The sequence below is a fragment of the Haloferax sp. S2CR25 genome, assembly GCF_031624535.1.
Lineage (GTDB): Archaea > Halobacteriota > Halobacteria > Halobacteriales > Haloferacaceae > Haloferax > Haloferax massiliensis.
The window spans coordinates 73,627-94,003 of record NZ_JAMQOO010000009.1 but is presented as its reverse complement, the minus strand read 5'-3'; the positions used below and the strand labels follow the sequence as shown (position 1 = coordinate 94,003).

Annotated in this window: 18 protein-coding genes and 1 pseudogene; 4 read left to right on the top strand and 15 right to left on the bottom strand. The window is 56.5% G+C overall.

Annotated elements, in window-relative coordinates; all coding sequences use genetic code 11:
• From NDI65_RS17745 to NDI65_RS17715, 7 genes and pseudogenes are all read right to left on the bottom strand, one after another.
• On the bottom strand, window positions 1–2,076 hold the full coding sequence (locus NDI65_RS17745; RefSeq protein WP_310893982.1) for a type II secretion system F family protein: 2,076 nt from the start codon (window positions 2,074–2,076) through the stop codon (window positions 1–3).
• Complete coding sequence (locus NDI65_RS17740; RefSeq protein WP_310893981.1) at window positions 2,073–4,931, bottom strand: ATPase, T2SS/T4P/T4SS family; 2,859 nt, start codon at window positions 4,929–4,931, stop codon at window positions 2,073–2,075. Before NDI65_RS17740 ends, NDI65_RS17745 begins: the two co-directional genes overlap by 4 nt.
• Before the next feature lie 213 nt (window positions 4,932–5,144).
• Window positions 5,145–5,372, bottom strand: a complete 228-nt coding sequence (locus tag NDI65_RS17735; RefSeq protein ID WP_310894018.1) for a helix-turn-helix transcriptional regulator — start codon at window positions 5,370–5,372, stop codon at window positions 5,145–5,147.
• A 153-nt stretch (window positions 5,373–5,525) separates the two neighbouring features.
• Window positions 5,526–5,816: pseudogene (locus NDI65_RS17730) on the bottom strand (helix-turn-helix transcriptional regulator); the annotation flags it as partial.
• A gap of 221 nt (window positions 5,817–6,037) precedes the next feature.
• Window positions 6,038–7,012: a TFIIB-type zinc ribbon-containing protein gene (locus NDI65_RS17725; RefSeq protein ID WP_310893980.1), complete on the bottom strand. Its 975-nt coding sequence runs from the start codon at window positions 7,010–7,012 to the stop codon at window positions 6,038–6,040.
• Between the two features lie 102 nt (window positions 7,013–7,114).
• Complete coding sequence (locus NDI65_RS17720; RefSeq protein ID WP_310893979.1) at window positions 7,115–8,242, bottom strand: hypothetical protein; 1,128 nt, start codon at window positions 8,240–8,242, stop codon at window positions 7,115–7,117.
• Window positions 8,243–8,362: 120 nt separating this feature from the next.
• Window positions 8,363–8,704, bottom strand: coding sequence for a hypothetical protein (locus tag NDI65_RS17715; protein WP_310893978.1), 342 nt, complete (start codon window positions 8,702–8,704; stop codon window positions 8,363–8,365).
• A 203-nt stretch (window positions 8,705–8,907) separates the two neighbouring features.
• Between NDI65_RS17715 and NDI65_RS17710 the strand changes: the two genes are divergently transcribed.
• A complete protein-coding gene (locus tag NDI65_RS17710) occupies window positions 8,908–9,786 on the top strand; it encodes a transcription initiation factor IIB 3 (protein ID WP_310893977.1) in 879 nt (292 codons plus the stop codon).
• A 415-nt stretch (window positions 9,787–10,201) separates the two neighbouring features.
• Here the strand turns inward: NDI65_RS17710 and NDI65_RS17705 are convergent, their stop codons facing one another.
• The 8 genes from NDI65_RS17705 to NDI65_RS17670 all read right to left on the bottom strand — a co-directional run bounded on the left by NDI65_RS17705 (window position 10,202) and on the right by NDI65_RS17670 (window position 17,716).
• On the bottom strand, window positions 10,202–11,410 hold the full coding sequence (locus NDI65_RS17705; protein WP_310893976.1) for a hypothetical protein: 1,209 nt from the start codon (window positions 11,408–11,410) through the stop codon (window positions 10,202–10,204).
• A gap of 684 nt (window positions 11,411–12,094) precedes the next feature.
• Window positions 12,095–13,378, bottom strand: coding sequence for an orc1/cdc6 family replication initiation protein (locus tag NDI65_RS17700; protein WP_310893975.1), 1,284 nt, complete (start codon window positions 13,376–13,378; stop codon window positions 12,095–12,097).
• Window positions 13,379–13,655: 277 nt separating this feature from the next.
• Window positions 13,656–13,814 (bottom strand): hypothetical protein, encoded by a 159-nt coding sequence (locus NDI65_RS17695; protein WP_310893974.1) that lies wholly within the window; start codon window positions 13,812–13,814, stop codon window positions 13,656–13,658.
• Window positions 13,815–13,939: 125 nt separating this feature from the next.
• Entirely contained in the window at window positions 13,940–15,097 is a 1,158-nt protein-coding gene (locus NDI65_RS17690) for a hypothetical protein (RefSeq protein ID WP_310893973.1), read from the bottom strand.
• Between the two features lie 151 nt (window positions 15,098–15,248).
• On the bottom strand, window positions 15,249–15,695 hold the full coding sequence (locus NDI65_RS17685; RefSeq protein WP_310893972.1) for a hypothetical protein: 447 nt from the start codon (window positions 15,693–15,695) through the stop codon (window positions 15,249–15,251).
• Window positions 15,696–15,839: 144 nt separating this feature from the next.
• Window positions 15,840–16,487: a hypothetical protein gene (locus tag NDI65_RS17680; RefSeq protein ID WP_310893971.1), complete on the bottom strand. Its 648-nt coding sequence runs from the start codon at window positions 16,485–16,487 to the stop codon at window positions 15,840–15,842.
• 327 nt (window positions 16,488–16,814) lie between these two features.
• Window positions 16,815–17,159 (bottom strand): ASCH domain-containing protein, encoded by a 345-nt coding sequence (locus NDI65_RS17675; protein WP_310893970.1) that lies wholly within the window; start codon window positions 17,157–17,159, stop codon window positions 16,815–16,817.
• 41 nt (window positions 17,160–17,200) lie between these two features.
• Window positions 17,201–17,716 carry a hypothetical protein gene (locus NDI65_RS17670; protein ID WP_310893969.1) on the bottom strand — a complete coding sequence of 172 codons (516 nt, stop codon included), beginning with the start codon at window positions 17,714–17,716 and terminating at the stop codon, window positions 17,201–17,203.
• Window positions 17,717–18,515: 799 nt separating this feature from the next.
• On the opposite strand from NDI65_RS17670, the gene NDI65_RS17665 reads away from it, so the two are divergent.
• The 3 genes from NDI65_RS17665 to NDI65_RS17655 all read left to right on the top strand — a co-directional run bounded on the left by NDI65_RS17665 (window position 18,516) and on the right by NDI65_RS17655 (window position 20,296).
• The gene (locus tag NDI65_RS17665) at window positions 18,516–19,400 is read left to right on the top strand and encodes a ParA family protein (protein ID WP_310893968.1); all 885 of its coding nucleotides are present in this window, start codon (window positions 18,516–18,518) and stop codon (window positions 19,398–19,400) included.
• Between the two features lie 2 nt (window positions 19,401–19,402).
• Window positions 19,403–19,771 carry a hypothetical protein gene (locus tag NDI65_RS17660; RefSeq protein ID WP_310893967.1) on the top strand — a complete coding sequence of 123 codons (369 nt, stop codon included), beginning with the start codon at window positions 19,403–19,405 and terminating at the stop codon, window positions 19,769–19,771.
• 180 nt (window positions 19,772–19,951) lie between these two features.
• The gene (locus tag NDI65_RS17655; protein WP_310893966.1) at window positions 19,952–20,296 is read left to right on the top strand and encodes a hypothetical protein; all 345 of its coding nucleotides are present in this window, start codon (window positions 19,952–19,954) and stop codon (window positions 20,294–20,296) included.
• Window positions 20,297–20,377: the final 81 nt, after the last annotated feature.

Below are 20,377 nucleotides of genomic sequence, written 5' to 3'. Positions count from 1 at the left end.
TTAGGATACCATAATCCAGACGATAAGTGCGAGTGTTCCGTTCAACGCGGCAAACTTCAGCCCCGCTCGGGGATCGTTACTCTGCACGTATCCCGCGATGATGCCGGACGTGACGCCTTGAATGAGCGCGGCGTGGAAGAACAAGACCCCCAGCATCCGTGGGTTAACCGACTGAAAGTTCGGCCACGCGGGGTCGCTCCCGATGATGTTGACGACCATGTCAATGAGTTTCACCTTCATCCCTGCGAGGATTGCGAGGAACACCAAGAATGACATGATGACGACGACGACCTGCATCATCGTCCGCGACTTCTGTTCCTTCTTCAGTTCCTCCTGAATCTCGGCAGCTTCTGCTGCGGTCTGGAGGACTTCGGTAATCTCACTGGAGACCTCTTGGGCCTTTTCGATAATCTTGACCGTTCGGGCCAGCTGGGGGATGTGGTACTTGTTGTTGAATTCAACGAGACCGCGGTCAATCGGGACACCAGCGCTGGTGAGCTTCTTGTAGATGATGCCGAGTTCCTCCCCGAATCGCGTATCGCTGTCCTGTGCGGTCATTCGGAGGCTTTCGTGGAACGGCTGTCCTGTCTGGTTCGTGTTCGCGAGCTTTCGAAGGTCGCCGGCAAGCGTGTCTGTGATGCCGCCACGGATTCGCGACCCCCACTCGTACATGATGAGATACGGGAGGACGATGACGTAGAACGGTGCGAAGAAGAACCCGATTGTCTGCTGCACAGGTCGGTCGACGAACGCCGACATACTAGGCTCAATCTGCCCTGACCCGAGAAGCACGAAGACCGTGAGGATAGCGAGCGGGACGCTGAACAAGAGCGTATAGTCCGGCTCCTCACGGAAGAACGCGAACGGGTCACGGAGGATTTCTTTGATACGGTGTTTCGCTTGATTCCGCCAAATCTGATCGAAGAGGTCGCCGCCACCCCGATAGTTCGCCGCAGGGCCGACAGAGAGCTGATTCGTGGCAGTGTTCGGAACCTCCCCGTTGATTTCCATGTAGCCGTCGCCGGGCTCGTCGATTTTTATCCCGGCAATGAGCAGTCCGTACATGCCGTTCAGTGTCGGGATGCCAAAGTAGACGATGGCGATGAGGAGACCGATGTGAGGTGATCCAACCATCGCCATAACGACGAGCATGATGACGCCGAGCATCGGCGCGATCTGGAGCGTGATGTAGGTCTGACCGAGTGCTTCGAGCATCCGGAGACGGCTTTCCTGCTTCCGTTTCCGTTCACGCTTTTGGCGCTCCTTTGCCTCCAAGAGGTATTGCTTGAAGCTCCCCCCTGAGTTCAGAATGCCGAGCATATCAGTGAGAAACTTCTCGAGTTCTTCGTTCGGAGTGTCCTGAGCAACGCGCCGCATCGCAGTCTCGTAGTCCTCCTGATAGAGTTCGGTCTCGCGAACGATTCGCTGGAACTCGACCGAGAGTTCTCCGTAGGCGTCCTCGGAATTCGCAACTTTCTCGAAAACAGTGAGTTGGTCACTTCCCCCCTCCGCGAGAGAGTACATCATTCCAACCGCGTCCGGGAAGACGAGTCCGATTTGGCGGTCGCGGTCGCGGGCTCGGAGGTACGGGATGAGAACCCCAGTCCCTCCACCGAAGGCGAGTCCGAGAAGTGCACCCATCGCCCCGGCGAATAGAAGAACGGCCGGGACCTTCAGCATCGAGAGAGCCCCAATAACCGACGGGGGAACCATCATGATGACGTTGCGGATGGCGGGCGGGAACCAGTCGTACCGGACCGTAGGGAGGGTCATACCTCCGGCGACGATGACGGAGTACGCGACAGCGAGCATTGCAATAGCGAAGACCGTCCCGATAATCGACCCGACAGCGAACGCACCACTGAGGTAAACCTCGGTCGTGGTGTCGATGTTCGCCTCGCGCATCTTCTGGTCGAACTTGTCCACGAAGTCCTTCTGGTTTGCGAAGACAAAGCGGTAGAGCGGATAGAAGAACTCTGCGAGAGAGACGATCCCCGTTCGGAATGCGGACCTGTCCGTGGACTCTCCAACCCCGTCTTCATCCCGGTCGGCGAACGACTCGAACTGGTAGCTCACTCGTCTTCACCTCGGCCACTCCCGTCTGCGAAGAGCTCGTTCAATTCCTCGTCGTCAACCTCGAACAATCCGTCTTCCTCATCGTCTTTGTCAGCTTCCGGTTCTTCACCGTCATTCTCGTCGACGGCGGCGGCCGCTTCGTCCGAGTCATCGTTGGAGACCGTCTCCAACTCACCGTGTTCCTCGCCGTCAATCTCGACGGGTTCCGTGTTCTCTTCCTCGTCATTGGTCGCGACTGGGGCTGGCCCCTCATCGACTTCTTCGCCGTCCTCGATGATCCCCTCCGCAGCATCATCGCTGTCCTCGTCCGCGTGGGCTTCGTCAGCCCCGTCCTCGGCATCCTCGTCGGCGAGGGATTCAGCGTCTGGTTCATCGTTGTTTTCCGACTCGTCCGATTCGCCACTTTCAGAGAGGTCCCACCCCTCGGCAGTCTCGTCAACGTCGTCAACGTTGTGCGCCGGGAGGTAGCAGAAGTGGGCGTCCTCTTCCGCGCTGTTCTTGCAGCGGCGACCGGTTTGCGTAAGTGCGACACAGCGCTCGGGGTATTCCGTTTCCTCAATATTTTCCATCGTGTCTTCGGCGTCCACCTCATCATTCTCGGTTCCCACCGTGACGGGTTCGTCGTCGGTTTCCGATTCCAGCGCAGGGTCGGCTTCCTCGCCGTCCTCGGCGGGTTCTAATACGGAGACTTCGCTGTCCTCTCCCACGTCGTGTAGGGAGTCGGCGTCAGCGGCCTCCAGTTCTAGTGGCTCCTCCGCAGCATCCAGTCCCAGCGGCCCTTCGTCAGCGGCCTCCAGTTCCGGCAGCTCTTCCACGGCATCCGGTTCCGGCGACTCCTCGTCCGTCTCGACGTTCTCAACGTCCTCGAACATCGTGAAGGACGCTCCGATATCCCGGCCTTCGTACTCTTCGAGCAGTGGGGCCGCCTCACTGAGAGCAGATTCAGACTGCCTGAGCGATTTGTCGGACGGATCGGGGCGTGGGACAAGTGCCTCGCGTTCGGGGTCGACGTCGATTTCGAGCGTCGACGAGTTCTGGAAATTCTGGAGGTAGTCGCCCAACTCCTCGTTCGCCATGAGCGTGAGGATGGCCTCCTCGTCTCGCATGAACGCCTGAATCGTCCCAGCCACCTGCCCATAGGTATTGTAGTTGTGCTTGATGAGGTACGCGAGGACGGACTTCCGCTTCTGAATCTCACGGATCAGGCGGTCTTCCGACCACCCGAGCTGAATGCGGATATCCTCAAGAACGTCACTCTCGGCAACTTGCTGGTATTCGTCCGTTGTCGGCTCCCACTTGTAGAGCGTCTCCATGTCGATGGCGTCGCGTTCGTCGTCGTAGTCCCCAAATTCCGTGATTTCGGGCGACCGCCGGACTTTGTTACCGTTTACACGGGTCTCCTTCTGCATGACGACGAGGTCCAGCATGTCTAGGTAGGACTTCGGGACGCCAATCTTCTCGGAGGAGAACCGCTTGATGAGCTGGTCTGGGTTGGTCGCGTGGAAGGTCGTGTAGCTGGTGTGACCGGAACCCATCGCTTGGAAAAGGGTCTGGCCTTCCTCACCACGAACCTCCCCCATGATGATGTAGGTCGGGCGCTGCCGGAGTGCGTTTTCGAGTAGATCGTATTCCTCAATAGCGTCCATCCCCTCCTGCGTGACTGCCTGCCGAGTGATGCTGGCTGTCCAGTTTTTCTGGGGGAGCTCCAACTCTGGCGTGTCCTCGATGGTGACGAACTTCGCGTTCGAGGGGGCGAACAGGTTTGCCGCGTTCAGCGTCGTGGTCTTCCCGGACGCCGTGCCGCCCGCAAATATGACCGAACGTCCGTGCTCAATGGCGAACCAGATATAGACCATCTGATCCAGTGAATAAGTCCCCCAGTTTACGAGGTCGATGGGGGTGAACGGGATGTCAAGGAACTGCCTGATGGTGAAATTTGATCCCTTCGTAGAGATCTCCTCGGAGAGAGTTAGCTGGGCACGGGAACCGTCTCGAAGAGTTGTGTCCACGGACGGCTGGCGTCGTGAAATACCCTTCCCAGAGGAGTTTGCGAGCCGCTTCACGTAGCCGTCCAGTTCGTCCTTCGAGAACTGGATGTTCGCGACCCGGATTGTCTCGTAGCTCTGGTGGTCGACGAAGATTTCCTCGTCCGGGCCGTTGCAGGTAATGTCCTCGATGGCAACGTCGTGTTTGAGTGGGTCGATGCGCTGGAACCCGACGAAGTTCCGGACGAGGTAGTACGTGAGCTTGTCAATCTGTGCAGGGGTGAGTGTGGTACGCTCACCCTCTTCGTCGCGGATGACGGGCGCGGTTCGGACGGTCTCGTTGTCTGACTCCGTCCCCTCTCGATCTTCGCGCCGCTTCTCTGCGTGATTCTCCAGGAACGACGCAGCACGGTAGACGAGCTGGTCTTTCCAAGAGGCTTCCTCCGGATCAAGGTCGACGCGACTGATGAGTTTCCAGCGCCGGAGGAGTTCACGGGCTTGATCCTGTATGAGCTCGATTCGCTTTTCGAGTGGCGTGTCCACGCTGATTGCGTCGTACTCAATCTCGATGCGGACCTGCTCGTCAAGCAGTTGGAGGAGTTTGGACTCGTCTTCATCGAGGTATGGTTCAATCGCGTAGTAGACCAGTTCGTTCTCACGACGAGAGTGGTACACGACCGCGAACGAGTACGGCTTGTTCAGCCAGTAGCGTTCAATCTCATCAAGGAACGGTTTTTCGTCTTTGGGGATGATTCGTTCAAGGTCCTCCGGACCAACGAGTGCCTGCTCACCGTCGTGACGGAAGAACTCGCCCGGGTCGAAGTCCTCTGGCCGAGTGAGCGCTGATTCGGTGTTTGTTGAGGTCGCCATAGAATTATTATCCAGTTCGCTAAGGAATTCGTTTGTATCAAATCTCCTTAAACGTTTGGCTATGCCAGAAATAGGCTCAAATGTAGCTAATATCGGTCGATTTCGGGAAAGTCGTTCGAGTCATCCAAACCCTTCAAAATGGCAGAATGCTACTGACGAGGGGTGACATAGCAACCGCTCTCAAGCGGTTTCGACACTCAAAAGAATCCAGCGTCAGTTCAGCGGAATCGTAGTGTCGACGAACCGACGGAGCTCGGCCAACACGTACGAACCACGTCGGGTGACGACGTACTCGTTCGTCCGCTTGTCCTTCTGGCGCTTGTCAATCAGGCCTTTGTCTGCGAGTTCGTCTAAATTCGGATAGAGACGGCCGTGGTTAATCTCCTCGCGATAGAGGTCCTCCATCGCTGTTTTGACATCTTTCCCCGCCGGGCGATCCATCGAGTTAAGAATACAGATCAGGTCACGCTGGAACTCAATGAGGTCTTTGGGTACGTCGTAGTCCGTGTAGTCAATATCTTCCAGACCCTGCTCAGCATCGATTTCTTCAGTAACGGTTCCATCGACGAATCGTCGGTACTCGTCTAGAACGTATTCTCCGCGTCGGGTGATGACGTACTCGTTCGTCCGCTTGTCTTTCTGAAGTTTATCAATTAGGCCTTTGTCTGCGAGTTCGTCTAAATTCGGATAGAGACGGCCGTGGTTGATTTCTTTGCGATACAGCGATTTCATCGCATTATCTACCTCCAATCCAATCGGCGTGTCCAAAGTTCGAAGAACACAGAGAAGGTCACGCTGGAAGCCAGAGAGGTCTTTAGGTACGTCGAATTTCGAGAAGTCCACTCTGAATTCTGTGGGGGAGTCACCTTCTGTCTGTTCAGCCATACGGGTGTATATCACGAGGACTCAATTAAATGTACAGGTCTACTGCGTTGGTGAGGTGTCGACCTATCATCCCAAATCCCCGTTTCGTATGCCATTTTTTTAATTTCAGAAATCTAAACTCCAGCTATTATTTCATTTCGCTAATGAGAGCGTTCTACAGAACTGTAACATAGATACGAACCGGAAGAATAGTCGTCGAGGTCGACCGCAACTGCCGCACGTTATTCCGAGCCCTGGTAGAGGTCAATGAGATCCTGGTAGCGGTTCCGGATCGTGACGGGCGTGACGTCCGCAGTATTCGCGAGCGCCGCTTGCGTGACGTTGTCGTCTTCGAGAAGGCTTCCCGCGTAGATCGCCGCCGCAGCAAGACATTCAGGGTTCTTTCCCGACATGTAGCACGAGTCCGCAGCCAGATGAAGAACCTTGAGGGCAGTCTGTTCGGTGGCGCTCGCTGCACCGACCTCACTTCCAATCGAAGATACGAACTGCTGAGGGCTCGCCGGGGGAACCTCCAGACTAAGTTCACGCTGGATGTACTTGTACGCCGAGATGATCCGGTCTTCGTCGACGCGACTGACGCCGGCGACGCCGGTAAGCGTGTTTGGGAGCTGGGCCATCCGCACGCCAACGTAGAGCGAGGCGCTCGCGACGGCCTCAACCGACCGGCCCGGGAGCAAGCCATCCCCGTGTGCGCGGCGGAACGTCACCGCTGCGGTCTCCTGGACAGTCTTCGGGAGTCCGAGCGCTGAACCCATCCGACGGATCTCTCCGATGGCGTGTCGGAGCGTGCGGTCGCTGCTGTCGTTCTGGAACCGGTGGTTCCACTTCCGGAGCCGTCGCATCTTTGAGCGTTGGCGGCCCGAGAGCGTGCGGCCTGCACCGTCTTTCCCGAAGCCAATTTCGGTAGAGAGCCCGTGGTCGTGACGGAGGTGCGTCCGGGCTGCGCCCGTCCGCTTCCGGTTGATGTCGTCGTCGCTGTACGATCGCCACTCGGGGCCGTGGTCGATCTCGTTTTCCCGGATGATGAGACCACACTCTGCACAGCTGGTCTCACCGTGGGCCTCGTCTGCAATTAGGTCGCCGTTGCACTCGGGGCAGACCGTCTCTCGAGTTGACGTGGACTGTGGAGTATTGGTCTGGATCTTCGTGCTCGTCGTGATGGCGGTGCGCGTCTGCGCTCGCATACTTTCGCTCATATGTACTGCCTCCACTCTACAATAACCACTCATCAAGTATAAATCTACGGATACCTCTCGTCGTCGCGACCTCCGGAGAAGAAACAGAGTCAGAACGACCGATTACGCGCTCGACCGGAACAGCTCGTTACCGTTCGGTCCGACCGCCACTAGCGAGTATCCGTCGGTCTTCTGTGCGTTACTGGGCTTCGTGGTAGAGAGCTTAATCTCACCGCCCTGCGCATAGAGGAAGACACTCTCTCCACTCGCAACCTCCTGCGAAACAGTCACCTTAGAGTCCCCATGACCCTTCAGGAAGACAAAGAAGGACGTTCCCCCCTTGATCTGTCCGTTCGTGGGAGTGACTTCGACATACTGCTGGTCTACCAACGAAATATCCGTTGCGAGAGCCTTCTCCTTCGCCTGCGAGACCCACGACGGCTTCTCGACGCTCGTCGAACCGACGTTCTCGAGGTTCATCGAGACACGAATCTCGTTCGTAACATCGGCCTGCTTGGGAACGTACTGAATCGAAAGGTTAAGATTGTGAATCCGTCCAGTCGTGTCAACGAGTGCGGTCCCTGTCGCGTTCCCAACCGATTGGGCTTTCATCTCGTCACGGAGAAGTCCCGGCTTCTCGACGCCAGTGACGCTGAGCTTAATAAACGTCTGGCCGTCCTTGGTCACGACTTCCTGCGGGGTGAACCCGGCTGCATTCAGATACGATTCGACCATGAAGGGAGCGACGATCTCGTTAGCGGAGAGTCGACGTGACGAAACCGCGTACTGCGAACCTCCCTCGTTGGTAGTCTTGATGTAAGCTGTCGAACCGTCCGAGTACATCGATTTTCCCGGGCCGTTATCGGCCTGTTGCATGACGTACGCCTCGCCGGAACTCGGGTTCGCGTAGGCCGTGTGTGTAGACGCCATGACTTTCGGGTCATCCAGGTTGACCGCCGTCGCGATACCGACCCGGATTTTCTCGGTGAACGTTGTATTGCCGAGCGTCTGCGTATGGGTCTTCAAAAGTGTTGTTTCCTCGACGGAATCTTGAGTAACCCCCTTCGGGAGGGTGATACTCGAGAGCGTCTTTGTGGTCGTGGGTGTTTCGGTCGACGTCGACATCCCACTTCCAAGGTTCGACGTCGTGTCGTTAGGTACTGCCGTTGTCGTCTGGTTGGCGCTCCCGCCGCAGCCAGCGAGCGCGACGAGGACTGCCACCAGTAGGGTGAGTGCCACCTTTTGTGACATACTGCTTCTTTCCGAATCAGTGAACTTAACTGTAATGGAGAACTGCTGTCTTGCGTTTTTATCTATCCAATATTCTAATAGCAGTCTATCCTTCGTAGATCTAATCGGAACAAAGCCAGCCTATGTTGGGAGTTCTCCGGCTTTTTCACCCGTCACATCTGCGGCTTTCAAGGCTTCTCGAAGTTCCGCGTTCGTCACGGGAGCCTCGTTCTCTCGTTCTGAGATATTCTGGTCGTCAGTCTCCTCTTCGTCACCGTCAGTCTGGTGAGACGCCTCGGGAATCATTGTTGTCGAATAGTCGTTTTTGACCGCCTCAACCATCTCGATCCAGTCTTCGAGCGTCTTCTCCGAGTCATCGGACGCTTGGAGTTGGGCGACGATTTGCGGGGTACTCTCGACACCCACCTCCAGAGCGGCTTTGATCGTCTCCTTCGGGTCGGGAAATATGGTGAAAGTGGACATTTCTGAGCGTCTATTGCCTCCACTTCTTACTAACTCACAAGCGAGTATAAAGTTTTGTTCCAATACTCTAAACTGTTTTAGAGCATACGAAAAGAATCCTATAACGACTTCAGACGCCCCTAAATACATATATTCCGCAATATTCCGAAACCACTCTTTCCAAAAGAAGGATTAATTACATTCCTCTGAAAATACAGGCAACGATGAGTCGCGTCTCGGAGGACCCACACTCTATCGAAGGCTGCCCGGAGTGTAGTGGTGACATCATCTACACCGGCTCAGAACTTCTCTGCGACAACTGTGGTCTCGTCCTTGACGAACGTCCTCAACAAGACGCATCCAGCAGTACGAATGACCCGACGACGCCGACCGATCCAACACTCACAGAGCGAGGGCTAACAACCTACATCGAGTGGCACGGTCGACACTACCAAGAAACGAAACAGCTGCAAAGCTACGAGTCGTTCGGGAAGCGGCTCCAACAGTGGCAAGCGCGAATCCGAGAGAACACCACAAAAGAACGGAGTCTCTCGACCGCCCTCAACGAGATTAACCGAATCGCGTCCTCACTCGGTCTCCCTGACGTGACTCGTGAGACCGCCAGCGTAATCTACCGGCGTGCGTTCGACGAAGACCTTATCGTCGGTTGGTCCATCGAGACCATAGCAACCGCCGCGACGTACCTCGCCTGCCGACAAGAGGATGTTCCGCGGAGTTTGGACGACTTCGTCACCGTTGCCCGTGTCCCGCGGGTGAAAATCGGCCGTGGCTACCGACACCTTGCTACGGAACTCGGCCTCGAACTCCCTCTAACCGACCCCCGCGACTACCTCCCCCGGTTCTGCTCCGAGCTCGCCGTCGACGTAGAAATTGAGCGAACTGCCCGGGAGATTATCAACACGGCCAGAAACGAAGACCTTCTCTCCGGCTGCGCCCCGACTGGCGTTGCGGGCGCAGCTGTCTATGTTGCGGCGAAGTTCGTCGACCAACCGATTACTCAAAAAGATGTTGCTGAGGTCGCCGACGTCGCAGTGAACACGATTAGTTCTCGTTCCCAAGACCTCCAGAGCGTTCTGGGGTGACGTCGTTGATCAGAGGTGTACCGGTTGACGAAGAGTTCGTTTTGTGTTCTTGTGTTGATTACCTCATAGAGCACGGCTCCTATTGTCTGACCGCGAATAGTACTGTATAGATTCTCACTCATGTGAGAACTATTACCTACAAGACAGATCTTCACTCCACCCCCTCGCAGAATCAAGTGCCCCCATTACAGCGATGCCGAGAGTTTAAGTGTTCACCCGGCCATATTCCAACACGGCTTCCGGGACGAGTTCTTAGAACTCGCTCATCCGTGTACTGCCTCCAATCAGAACGCGGAACTCCCGGAAGCCACATTCATACATCATTTTCCTCGAGAAGCTCTTGGTTCGCGTCATAGCCCATCTGATGAAGTTGGCGCTCGCCCTTCTCAATACACCGCACGAAGAGTGGTCTCGTCTACGCTTCGAGATCGTGAAGCATCCCCGTGTTCTCAATAGCGACCCGTACCGCGTTGACGTCCGCAGGGGCGTCCTTGGTCGGTTCCCACGTTTCAGCCCCGAGTTCGTCTGCCAGCACACGCACGACCGCAGCGAGACCGAGACGTATCAACTCGGGTTCTCGAAGCCCAGCGTCCTCAACGTAGTTGTAGAACCGACCGTAGAGGTCGTCAGGGACGTACGCAGTCGTTAACGTCAACGATTCGTCGGTCGCCTCTTGGAGTGCCTTGTCAACATCAGAGTCAAGTCGGACGGCGTTGGGGGCGTCCATGACGACGCAAATTGCGAGCTGGATGAGCATGTTCTGCGAGACCTTCGGTGCAACGTCTTGGAGATGTTCGTTGAGGGAGCCCGCAAGGTTGCTTGCGGCATCCAGGAGTTCAACTGGAACGCGGGGCTTCACTCGCACACCGTTCTCATCGCCAACACGTTCTCGAAAAAGGGCATCTCGTATCGGACTAATCGCCTGTGGTTCATCCAACGGCTCGTCAAACAGGGATTCCGGGATATAGATGAACTCGGCGTCGATGCCCTCGTAGTAGTGCGATCCAGTCGGGATACCTGCACCCGCCTGCGGTGCGCGAATGGCGAGGAGCGCGTGCGAATCCGCATCCCCGATTGCTCGAACGAGGTCGCCGAGTGCGTCAAAGGCAGCGGTGTCTCCAGCTTCGAGTTGAGTGTGAACATTCTTGACGGCATCGGGTATCGTCGAGGTGAGCTGGCTGAGAACGTTGTCGCTGCGCGGACGGTTGCGTTCCTCGTCGATGTTCGTGAGGACGACGAGGACGAGTCCCTTTCGGCCGATGTTGTCCGTAGACGTCCAGACGCGACCGTCACCTCCGATAGTGGTGTGCTTCGCTTCGATCACGTCGACGCTGTGGAGGGCGTCGACGAGAGATTCGACGAACGACTCGTAGTCGTCGTTGCTCTCAAGGTTAGTGGGAAGTTCCTCAAAGAGTTCCGGTGTGATGATGGCTTCCGGGTCGTATCCAAACTCCTCTCGAAGAATCTCACGGGCCTGTTCTTTCGTTACGCGCTGGCTCTTGTCGACGAACACGTTTTCGAGCTCGCCGTCGGTCGTCCTAATGAACAGACGACCGCCGCGGAGGTCCCACTCCAACGGGCGTGCTGGTTCGATATCGGATCTGATTTCGATTTCCTGGGTCATGCTGTATATTCGAGTCGCGGAGAGGACTCACACGGTGTCCGGTGTTTCCTGGTAGGGAGTATTCCAGATGAGGCCGTGGTCATCCAGTTTTGCTTCCACTCGAAAGTAACTTACAGATAGTATAAAAGAGTTGGCCGTCATCAACCACCGGAAACGTCCGGAAAAGCCCCCCAACGCCTAAAATCCGGTTCAAGATCGAGATATGAGGGATTGAACGATTCTAAGGCGGCCTCACCCCCCGGGTACGTCCGGAAAAATCCCCAACACTCCAAACTGTCGCTACCTTCTCTATACATCAAATTACAGCCTTCTAATGCCAATATTCATCCGTTGGCCCCCGGGGTCGTCCGGAAAAGTCTTCAATTCTACTGAATAGAATAAATTTGAACTTTGTTTGAAGTTCACCCTTCGAACGTGTCCAACTCTCGGAGCACGTCCCAAAGAGCCCTCAGATCACCAAAGCAGAGGTCTCGGATAGGACAAACCGAGTTCACGGTTTTCTCCAGAAGGGCCACCCCCGGGGGCGTCCGGAAAAATCCTCAAAACACCAAGAGAGTAGAGGTCGAACGAATATTGTGGAGAGTAGGATTGAGAGCGTGATATTCACTGTTGACCCCCCGGGGGCGTCCGGAATTAGTTCCAATTCTTCTGGATGTGAGCGTCTGTGTCTTCTCGGAGTTTCGCTTAGAGCTTCTGCTGACGGGGACTCACGTAGGTATCAAGGTCGCCCGCGTCTGCAACACGGCTCTGCCTGCTGAGTACCTCTCTCGCTGTCTCCTTATCAACGCGGAGTTGTGCGTGGTACGTCGGTCCGCCTGGTGATCCCGCTGCTTTCGAGTCGAGTTGAATGATGCCGAGCATATCCAGTTCTTGGAGGTGTTCTCGCATCCGACGCATGACTAATGGATCGGCGTCGATGTCCTCGGCGATCTGCCGGTAAACTTGATAGACCTCACGAGTCGTTGCGGGTGCTTCGCCAGCAAACTCGAGGGCAGTCACCGCGGCTAATGTAAGGTGGCCCTGTGTCGTTAGTGCCTCCATCCCCTCAACAACACGTTCTCGCTCGGCTTGGTTCTGAGCCTCGCGAAGATGCTCTTCGGTGACGGCTTCGTCTCCAGCACTCGATGCAAGCCGACCTGCTTTCCGGAGGTAGCGAATCGCTTGTCGCGCAGAGCCGGTATCCTGTGCAGCGAACGCAGCTGCGAGAGGGATGACGTCTTCCGTGAGTACGTCGCTCTCAACACCAACCACGACCTCCTCGTCGTCGACGGTCTCGGTGATGGCTTCTGTGTCGTTAAACGCCTTCACCGCGCGGCGAGACAGAATTTTTCGAAGTTGGTTGGCGTCGTAGGGTGGGAAAAACACGGACTCGTCGTAGAGGCTGTCCTTCACCTTGGGTGAGAGGTGGTCGCGCCACTGGAGGTCGTTAGAGATACCGAGAATGCTCGGAAAGACGTTGTCGTTGACGTACTCTTTATCGCGAGCGCGGGGGAGTGCGTAGAGGAGTTGGTCGTTCGTCCCGATGTTGTCAATCTCGTCGAGAACTAGGATGATTGATCCACCGACTTCGTTTAGGGCGTCCCACAGTTTCTCGAAGACGACGTCCGTGGGGTGGCCGTTCGGATGTTCGCCCGTGAGTTCCTTGACGATTCGGCAGGTGACTTGGTAGGAGCCCGCAAGGTCTTCACAGGAGAGTTCAACGACTGTTAAGTCCAGATCGTTGGCCTCATGTTCCGCGTAGTGCTGGAGCTGACCCAGTTCGACCTTTGCAGTCGCCGACTTTCCCTGCCCTGCTTTCCCATACAGAAAGACGTTCTGAGCGCCAATCCCGCGAGAGGCGGGCTCGAGGGCGTTGTATAATTCATCCAGTTGTTCAGTGCGTTCGGGGAGTGTTTCGGGAGTATAGTCCTCCAAGAGGTAGCGTTCATCTTCGAAGATGGGGGACGGGTTCCCATACCGCGTTTCCATATTCAATCCCACACGACCCGCACTATATAAAACCCCCTGCGTCCGTTACGTCCGTTACGTCCGGAACTCCCTTTCATTATATACCCCTCCCCCCCGGGTACGTCCGGAACTATCGCCAAAAAGAGTCTCGAAGGAATCACTGAGAACACACGTTTAGTTATAAAGCGATAGAATAAAGCGGATCAATGAAGTGAAAACATAAGGTAGAGCGGTAGAAACAGGAAACTAACTCCAACTAACCGTAACATATAATACTATACTTACTAGAACTAGTTAGCTAGGTAGTGGGTAGAGAGTCTATCATCAGAGTCAATGCTGCAACCGCCTGAATCCCAGCGTTACCGGGATTCATTGAGGGGTCGAGTCCACTCGACCCCTCCCCTTCCTTCACAGAATAATTCCGGACGCCCCCGGGGGGGTGGGTGTCCTCTTCCATCTCGGACACCCTCTCTTATTCGCAAAATAATTCCGGACGCCCCCGGGGGTGGGTGTCGTCACGGTCTCTTTCGACATTCCTCGTCTCCGTGATCAAAAGTTCCGGACGACCCCGGGGGGTGAGGCTCAGTCCGACTGGATTCGTGGAGCCAGCATCACTTGGATGGTTCCACTTTCACCAAGATCTCGCTGCACGGTCACGGGAAGCTCGTCGCCGAACCGCATCGTGTACGTTTCCCGGAGCGACGTTTTCCGTACCTTCTTCCAGAAGTTCGCGAAGTAGTCGCCGCTGTAAATCGAGTGGTCGCCGTCATTCGTGTCGGCCTCGAACTGTAGCCGGTCGTTCGTGTCGTCCGGGTCGTACTCGAAGAGGTCCTCGACGCCCGCGTAGGTCTTCGACACTGTAGTTCGGCCTCCATCGGCCGTGAACGTCAGGTTCGCCTCATCGGCCTCGACCGAGAGGTGTGCCGCGTTCCGGTCTGCACGTTTGCAGATTTCGTTAAGATCTACACCGGGAAGTTCGACACGGGAGGTTTGGTCGATCTCCGGGAGGTCGGGCGTGGTGCGGACGTGACCGGGTTCGATGAGTCCAACCGACGCCTCAATGCCGTCGTCGAACACGAGCGTCGTGTCCCGCCGTTCCAGTGCTTCGATTGTTTTCTCGACTGAGCGTTCCAGCGTTTTCAGAGAGACGTCCAGGAGCTGGAAGCCGTCGGTCCACTCGACTTCGGGCGGGTTAGCTGGCGAACCCGGGAGTTCGTTCCGCACAGCGACGTCGATGGTAGTTCCCTTCCGGAAGTCGGCGAGTGCGTCGGAGACGCCATCTTTCCAGCTCACGCCGATGACGCCGGGTCGCTTGCACGTGTAGTGCTCGAAGTCGCCGGCATCGATCCAGATGTGGTACATCATTACGTTCGCAGAGTCCACGACGCGAATAAGCCACCCGTCGTCGTGAATGGCGATTCGAGACTCGTTGATGACGCCGTAGAGGTGGCGGTGTACGAGGTCTAGGAGATCTTGGCAGACGCGGCCCTCGAACGCGGGCGGACGGCCGTCCGTGGTCTCGATCAGGTCGATGGCCTCCTCAACCGGGGTCTTCATCGCTTCGCGGAGTTCGTCGATGTCCATGAAGAGCGTGTAGAGGTTGGCGTTCTCGGGGATCTCGAACTCGCGTACGATGTCTTCGGGGAGGTTCCCCGTCGTGTCGTACTCCCACGTCTGGTCGTCGGTGAGAGTTAGCTGGTCGTTGGTCTGTTCGTTGTTGGAAGCTTGTGCTTTGCTCATCCTTACTGCCTCCACTCAGAAATAAGAGCGTGTATCAGTATAAAGGTACGGACACGAGAACGGGCGATAGGACGCTTGTAAACGCCTTAAACGTGCGTTTCAGGGTTCCGATTTCGGCGGTGAAAACACGTCGAAAAGTCGTGGGAACCGTTCAGTAGGACCTCTTTAGCGGGCGCTTCTGTCCGTTGTTGACGGCCTCGACTACATCCCCCTCACCATCGTAGCCCGCGAAGTCGATAAGTGCGAACTGTGCGTTCCCGTGCCAGCGGCACTCGTCGTCAGTGCATGATGAAGACGCGCTCGCGAACCCGTCCGTGTGGGCGGCGGTGTCGGTCATTTCGACTGCGCTACCGCACATCGGGCAGCTGTCTCGGACGCGAACGTAGAAGGGGCCGGCGTGCGCGTTCACGTCCACGTCCTCGGTCGCGACCGTGGTCTGGTTCTCGACGAGCGCCGCGATCTCGGCGGTGAGGTCCTCGACGAGTGGGTCGTCCCGGTCGGTGGGAAGGTCGCTGCCGCGAACGGTGAATGTGAGCTCGGTCGTGGTCTGTTCGTCGTCGGTGGTGGCTTCGGTCTTGCTCATCCTGTATGCCTCCAAGTAATACTAACCACTCTTGGGAGTATAAAGCCTAACATCAGCATCCGACGCCGTAACGGGTTCTACGCGGAGAATTGCAGCGGAAATGGTGGGGTTGTAGCGGACGAGCTACATCGGAAACACGGTGTGAAGGCCGACGGCTCGCTACGTCTCACTACTGTTCCTGGGGATCGGTGTTCCGCCCTGTCCCCCTTTCTGGACGTTGGGTTCGTCGGGTCGATGGCGTTCTCCGAGACTCTCGGAGCTCGCCTCCAACGCCTGCTCAACAGCCCGGATGCTGTTCGCGATGGCTCCCTCACTCACGTCACCCCGGACCGTTCCCCAGTCCTGTTTCGAGTACCGCTCCTCCTCGACAACGACAACGTAGTCGGCGGCTTTCAGGAACGACACGTCGTCACTCAACGCCATCAGTTCGACCGTGCGCTCGATGAATGATCGGTCGTCCCAGTCCAAGGAGATGTTCTTGAACACGCCGTCCTCGGAGTCGTATTCTGCGATGACCTGGACGGCCCCGTCTTGATCGAGCTGGGCGCGAACGTAGGACGGGAGTGATTCGAGCGCCGCTCGTGGGACGGGATAACTCTTCCCAGGCAGTTGGACGACGTCGAAGGGGGTGAGCCGACTGTGGCGTTCATCCCCGAATCGCATCATGTAGCCGGTCTCGCTGGACGCTTGGGTTCGTGATTGCATTAGCTCTCGGGAGAGCTTCGGTTCCTCGTTCGGATTCATGCGGGCGACCTCGTGGACCGTGATGTACGCTCGGTCGTCGCCGCCGTGGTTTTCAGTCGCCATCAATTACCTTACCGAATTGAAGTATGAGAAACCGTAACTTAACTATTCGCCACAGATACGACGTTAGAAGTGAAATAGGGCGGGTCGGGTTCTTTCTTGTGCCTCTGACTGTTGGTTGGTGAGGCCCAGTCGGTGTCGAGCCCGGCAAGCACGGTGGGGGCGTCTTGGGTCGGGATCGACCCCGTCGAAGCCTGTCACACGCTCCAATTCCCTTCTCGCCCATCTACTCCGTTATTACACTACGTTAAAACATTTTCTTTCTTCAAAATCCGTCCACGTAGGGTGATTATTAACACAAACCAATATTTGTTTCAAAGTGAGTGAACGTTACTGGTCGGGCTGATCTTCTCCGACGTACTCGAACTCGACGATCCACACTTCCGCCCCCGGATTCCAGCTGCCCTCGCCGTTAATCGCCTCCCAGGTCTCGCGGAACTCGGCGAGTGTGTACCCGCCCTCCTTCTGCGCATCCTCTTCGGTCATATCACCAAGCGTCTGCTGTTCGACCGAGGTCGCTCGAATGTAGCAATCGCACTCGTCGTGGGACGTGAACAGGCTCGTCGTCGCCATGTAAACGCCGCCTTCTTTGGCGGACTTCCGCGACCAATCCCGCCGCGTCGCTGTCTTCTCGCCGCTCCGGATCTGCTCGATGTGATCTTCCTGAAATAGCATCTGTGTCTGTGCTTGCTGAATAGAATTGATGGTCAGCCGCGCTACGCTTCTACCGGGGTTCGGGTTACGTCTCCGATCTCCATTTCGATCCCACCCTCAATGTCGTTGTCGTCGTTGTCGTCATTGTTCGAGTTGTCGAACTGAATCCCGTGGGCTCGCTGGAGAACCGGCGCGTATCTCTGCCACTCGTCTTCGTCTGCCGACCAGCCCTCTATCCACGGCCGAATAGCTGTGGGCCAGAGTTCACCAACTGGATCCAACTGGCCGTCTTCTTCAGGTTCCGCACGAGTGATACATCGATTCAGACGCCCGCCCGTTGTCATGTACGTCATACGTGCGGCCGGGAATACGGACGGGTCGGCACGAATGTCCTCTAGAACGCCGAGTTCGACCTCCACGAGGTAGTACCGGACGGTTCGGTGGTCTTCCTTACCGGCGGTTCCGTATTTCTCGGTAAGGCGGTCGATGGACTTCTTCGTCGGGTAGAGCTGCTGCCCGTTGTACCGGGTGAACTCCGGATCGAACATCTCGCTGATCGCTTTGACGAGCGCGCTCATAACGCACCTCGCTGGCTGGAATCGCCGAATTGGAACTGGAACTTGGTCATGTTGGAAACACCTTTCTTCCACCTTTTGGTACGTGCTACCGCATATTAATACTATCGAACATTCAATTATGGATTCGACACTATAGAGTGGTTATAGGCGGCGAAAACAACGGAATTGAAACACCCAATATGGCTGAATATCGGCCTTTCTCTCTTTGCCTCACAAACACCTCAAGGGACAGAAGAGCGGAGCGCAGGACACCTCCAAGCGGAGCGGACGGAAGCGAGGCCCTGCGCCTCGACCCGTAGGCTGTCCCGCAGGGGACGACCCACGGGAGGACCCATCGTGACTGCGGTGCGGTACGGTTGCGGCGAACTGGTCGTTGCGGCCCGTAAATCCCGTCCGATTGCACTGCGTTTACTGTACAGACTGTGTTAGCTGTACGTACTGTCCGTACGGTACGGCCTTCGGAACCGCGTGCGATGGGCACCGTTTGGACGGCATATGCGGTGAATACTGCGAGGACTGCAACGGCCGTGCATGCGGTGTACACAGTTCACACCGTATGGACAGTATGTACTGCATAGACTATTCTTATGGTCGGAATTCTCTTCCTATCGGCCGATATACCGCGAGAATCCTCCTATCTTTAATACTGTACATACGGTCTATACCGTATAGACGGTGAGTGATTCTCAAACCGTTCTTACCGTATAGTTTATAGTGTCTCCAGCATCGAAGTATTTCACATCCCCTGTGCGGTGTAAACTGCTGGTACGGTATCTACTGTACACACGGTACGCACGGTATGGGAAAACACGGTGATTCCATGAAAGCACAAACTTCGCAGAACGGTGTCGTGGCCGTCTGTATCCTCAAAGGCGGAATGGGTAAATCGACAATCGCAATCAACCTCACAGATCGCCTCCAGGAGAACCACGGCGACACGGTCTACATTGACATCGACAAGAACGGCCACGGGACAGAGTTCCTCGGATTCGGAGACGCGTACAAGAACAACGGCGACCTTGAGGACGTCATCTTCCGGGACAAGCATCCCTCGGAGCTCGTCATCGAGACCGAGTTCGGCTTCGGTGTCATCGCCAGCTCGTCGGAGATGTCAACCATCAACGACCGAATGAAGAACCAGATGAACGCCGACGTCATCCTCAAGAAAGAGGTTATCGAGCCCCTTCGTGAAGACGGCTACGACTACGTCGTCCTCGACGCTCCCGGAGACCCCTCGAAGGTTGCGGACAACGCGCTCGTTGCCGCCCAGAGTTTCATCCTCCCGGTAATCCCCGGACAGGGGAGCGTGAGCGGCCTCGAACGCATCATGGAGACCCAAATTCTTCCGATCATCGACGCAACTGACGGCGCTGCGGATATCCTCGCGATCACGCCGAACATGCTGAGTGAGTCCATCCGTCCCCACAAGCCCGACCGTCGGCTCCTTGAGGATCTGAACAAGAACTGGTCGGACTACGTCCCGGCCTACGCGCGCATCACCGAAGAACAGTGGGAACAGATCGACTCCAAGGGTCGCGGCGATATCCCTCTCCCCGGGATTCGAGAGCGGGACGCGCTCTCGGACTCGTTTGACGAGAACATGCCCGTTGCCCACTTCGACCCCTCGTGCGACCAGATCGAACACTTCGACACGCTGGCGGAGATCGTCGCGGAGCGTGCATAACTATGGACAGCAGCAACCTTCGCAACCAGCTGGACGAGGTGAAAGGTGGGTCCAAGAGCGACGAGGAGCCACCGGAGCAACCTGACGAGGACGAGGGAGCGGTCGTCGACGAGCCCGAAGACGGCCCGTGGTTCACATCCTCAGAGAGCGACAAGACGTCGATCTACCCTCACAACTCGAACTCACGGTTCATCACCGTCCTCTGTAACGCCGTGGAGAACGATCTCCTGGCGCTCGGGTACGACGACTTCGAGAAGCGCGAAGCGCACGACGCGATGGTACGGCTGGCTCACCAGAACCCTCGCGAAGTAACCCGTCTCATCCTCGAATCGCGCGGCCACGACCCGGACGACGTCGACGATCTCCCGTAGCCCGGCTGCTTCAACATTTCTCGAACGGTACTCACGGTCTATACAGTACGCACGGTACACAAGGCACGCACGGCTCTCACGGTATCTGCTGTTGGCGCGGTAGAAATTGTCGCTACGTTTTCCGCGCCGCCTCGCTAACACACAACGACTATTGTGTTGGTGAATGTGTGTTAGTCAGAGATGGCCTATGAACGAATCCCGAAGTACATCTACGAGGGCCTCGGCAAGCAGTCGCCGGAGACGTTGAAGGAGATCGTCGACTACGCAGAGACCCTGATCAAGGAGAAGCAGTCCACGCGCGCACGCGAAAACGAAGAACGCCGTCGGAAGAGTCGGAAGAACAAGAAGGCCCTCGAAGAACGGGCGGTCGCCACCAATCCCGAAGAGTACGAGGATGTCCCCGGCGGGGCCTACGTCGTTATCAAGGAGATTGACGGCCGCGGCTACTATTACTGGCAGTGGCGAGAGGACAACAATTCGTGGGGCTATCAGTACATCACGCCGGTGTCCCCGAAAGAACGCTAACACACATCAGCGCTTCTGTTGTCCATCGTGTGTTAGTCAGAAGGGAATCGAGTTATGCGACCAACTTATGCTCTGCATTTC